Consider the following 3,552-nt stretch of genomic DNA (forward strand, 5'->3'; position numbering starts at 1 on the left):
GACAACACCATCGACACTGCTGACAGCGATCACCCCACCCCGGCCCTTCGGTCCGACCCTCCCCCTCAAGGGGAGGGTGTCAGCTACTTCGCCAAACCCACGCTCGACGACATGGGCCCGGGCACCGACACCGCCATCCCGGCGTCTGGCTCGACCCCGTCATCCTCGGGCTTGACCCGAGGACCCCTGTTCCGCAAGAACACCCTCGACGAGATGACCGTCGGCCGCACCGAAAAACCGATGCCCGGCAAAATCCCGCAAAAGCCGGCGGCTCCCCCTTCTCCCCGTGAGGGAGAAGGTGCCCGAAGGGCGGATGAGGGGGCCATCCCCCCTGTGGGACGGGTTGGCCCAACCACCCCAACCGACCCCCGCCCGATCATCCGCGCCAAATCCGGCGCCGGCTCCTACGAGGACGCCGGCGACGTCAAGCGGCAGAAACGCACCAAAGGCAAAACGGGTAGACCCGGCCGCTGACTCCCCCTTCTCCCCGTGAGGGAGAAGGTGCCCGAAGGGCGGATGAGGGGGCGGTCACCTTGACGGCTTCACCCCGGCCGAAAGACCGACCAACGCCCGAAAGCCCAAAATGCACGACCTCGCCGCCATCCTCTCCGACATCGCCAGTTACATCACGGCTGGGAGGCGGGCGAAGTCCCGTATCGGCAGGTTGGCGGTCGGTGCGGTGTTTATCGGACTGATAGCGCTGGCGGTGTTGCTGATCAGAGGCTGGTAAAAGGTCCTCACCTCCCCCCTCAATCAAACCGCTCATCGGTATGCTGCACCTGGTCGGAGATCACATTGTCGATCATCACATGCGACAGCAGAAGCGGCCCGACGGCCCAGAGCGCCCGCATATGCTCGGTATCCTCATGCCGCCGATGCGCTTCTTCGCTGGTGAACGCCTCGGCCAGCAAAATCCGGTCCGGATGCTCGGGCATCGGCACAAGCTCGATATAGAGACAGTCCGGATCAAGCCTGCTCTTTTCCAGATGATCCTGCGCCGCCCGCAGATAGGCCTCGCGCTGTCCGGGCTTGGTGGTAAAGAAACCGATGATGCATTTCATGGCATCCTCCCGCGGTTTTTGGCTCGGTGGGGAGTGTCGGCCGAGTTTGCGTCCAAGGCAAGCCTCAAGGATCTGCCTGAGTTACCTGTACGGTTCGGTAAAATTAAAAGTCACCGCCGTCTGATAGACGTCCGAGTGCCGCCATAAGACTTTCCATTACGGTATCCTCAAGTTGAGCGTAAAATGGAGATTTTATATCAACAAATGGGATTTTTTTATTATTGATATATTTCTCGAGCGTTCCATTTGAATCTTTTCTTTTGTTTCTTTGAAAGAATTCTCGGTAACGGCGGGGTGTTATTCCATAGAAATGTGAAAAATCTACAGCAGGATATGCTTGGTATTTTCCACGTTCCTGCTTATCAATGTTTATGGAGTCAGCATGCAATCTGGAGGCCAAACTCTTGGGATAAGGTTCCAAGTATACCACTCGCCCTATCCCGCTTGAAACGATATGTTTGGCGCACATGTGACACGGAAAAGTAGTAGTGAATAAAATCGAATCAAGCAACGCTCCCCGAAGGCGTGCGGCATCTGAAATGGCTGACATTTCGGCGTGGACTATCCGGCCATATTCAAGTGCGTCCATAAAGCTTGAATCAAGAAGACTTTCCTTCTGTTCCTCTGTCAGCCCCTCCCAAGTCTGACCGAGTTTCTTAACCAGATCCTCAAGTATTTCAGTTTTACGTTTGTCGTTCGAGTCAACCTTACGTCGAAATTCACGGTCATCAAATTCGTCGTCTGGCCAATATGTCCCTCCACCGGCTTTTGGCACTTCGTTTGACCCTAAAGCGATTACTTCTCCTCTCGCGCTAAATACCGCCGCGCCAACTTGTCGGGACAAATCAGACGTTCGCAGCGCAGCTGACTTTGCGGCGAACATGCCATATTCAATCTTCGTCGGGGTAATAACGTTGGATGAAAATAACAGTTCTAGGAAGCGATTTAATTGTGCAGAAAGTGTCGGCTTCTGAATGTCGTTATTTAATATGAGATCTGCATCATGGAATATTTTCCCTACCCGTTGTCCGTACTTTTCTTTCGCTTGATTTTCATCAACATCAATGAGCTTCTCTGCGCTTGCACGGAATGAAGTATGGCTTGCCTCTCCTGAATCTTCAGCAAATTTTCGTGACAGATAGTCAACTCGTGAAGACCTCATTGAGTAGACGGAAACCTGGAAAAATATATCGCCATATACCGCACGAAGCAGGTCAATTTCCTCAGGGCGTTTAAATTGATGTAATATATAAACATTTTTCGAGAATTTTTCATTGTCAGGCGAAGAATCTCTCATTCGCCTCTCAACAATTGTTTGAATCGTTAAAGCAGCGAGTACTGCTGAGTCATTTGCAAATTGCCTTAGCTGATTTCCGTATGAGATGTGGCTTTCGTATCGCTTCTCGAGGGGTTTGTTTTGCAATCTATGGTCTGGAACAATGATGCGATGAAGTCGCTTAAAGACGTCGGTCACGCGAATGTCATGGACTTGATAGCCGCTAGACTTGAAGAAATCCGATATTTCTTTGATGGTCTCTTCCAAAGGGGTTCCTATCGGGGCCACCAGTCCGATTACCACCTCAGGAAATTCGATTCTCGAAATAAGCGTCATAGTGGGGCGTCTCGAATCGTGTTAATCTCAACTTATTCGCTAGGAGGACATAAATTGGTTGTAAAATCAAACACCTCTGCGGCTACACAGCACGCAGTTGAACGCCTTGAGAAAGTTATAGAATCTCATCGTTCATACTTTTCTGAATGGCGCTCCAATAAATTTGAACGCCTCAACGAGCCCTCTGAAGCTGATCAAAAGGCCGGATCATCAGAAAAAAAAGCAATTTCAAACCCGTCGAAGTGATAGCCTATTTGGAGGCTGATGAGTTATTTCAAGAGATATAAATTATTTCCTGACGACTAATCCGAGTTCGGGCATCACGTCTTAGTTAGACGTTCGCCCCACCCGCGGGGATGACTTTTCCAAATCCCCCAACGTTTTCAACAAAACGCACCCACTTTCATCCCCCTTGTTTTGCGCCGTGCCATAATCCACCCCGTTCCGCTTTCGGATACACCGGGGATTGCGAGCCCGGCGAAGCGGAACCGGCGCCGGAGGGCGCGGCTGTCGCAGGCCAGACCCTCCGGGCTGGATGCAACGGTCTCCCTCTGGTGGAAGGGAAGGAAGACGGCGAAGACCCCGGATGGGTTACCGTCCTGTCGACATCCCTACAGCCATCGGACGTGCCTCAGCGGCACACAAACAAGGCGCCGGACCCGGTCACGGGTTTGGTGACAAAGACGGCGGGAGCTGTGGTCGTCAATGACCCGCTCCCCGGGCGAGGGTCAGGTCGGGATGTGCGCACATCCGCCGAGAACCTGAAACCTCCCGGGCACCCGGCCAGGACGTCTCGACGAGACGTTCCGGACCCAAGCCCGGTTGACGACGGAACTTCGGTTTCGCCGGCCAGAGCCGCCTTGCCAGAGAGACGCATGC

General features: G+C 53.3%; 3 protein-coding genes and 1 pseudogene. 2 read left to right on the forward strand and 2 right to left on the reverse strand.

What is annotated here, in order from left to right; genetic code table 11:
• A pseudogene (locus tag PDO_RS11265) lies at positions 1 to 474 on the forward strand (excinuclease ABC subunit UvrB); the annotation flags it as partial.
• 109 nt (positions 475 to 583) lie between these two features.
• A complete protein-coding gene (locus tag PDO_RS28315; RefSeq protein ID WP_160167034.1) occupies positions 584 to 730 on the forward strand; it encodes a hypothetical protein in 147 nt (48 codons plus the stop codon).
• A gap of 19 nt (positions 731 to 749) precedes the next feature.
• Here the strand turns inward: PDO_RS28315 and PDO_RS11270 are convergent, their stop codons facing one another.
• Together PDO_RS11270 and PDO_RS11275 are read right to left on the reverse strand one after the other, a co-directional pair.
• Entirely contained in the window at positions 750 to 1,061 is a 312-nt protein-coding gene (locus PDO_RS11270; RefSeq protein ID WP_009109365.1) for a putative quinol monooxygenase, read from the reverse strand.
• Positions 1,062 to 1,164: 103 nt separating this feature from the next.
• On the reverse strand, positions 1,165 to 2,673 hold the full coding sequence (locus PDO_RS11275) for an anti-phage dCTP deaminase (RefSeq protein WP_009109367.1): 1,509 nt from the start codon (positions 2,671 to 2,673) through the stop codon (positions 1,165 to 1,167).
• Between the last annotated feature and the right edge of the window lie 879 nt (positions 2,674 to 3,552).

The organism is Rhizobium sp. PDO1-076 (assembly GCF_000247475.1).
Lineage (GTDB): Bacteria > Pseudomonadota > Alphaproteobacteria > Rhizobiales > Rhizobiaceae > Allorhizobium.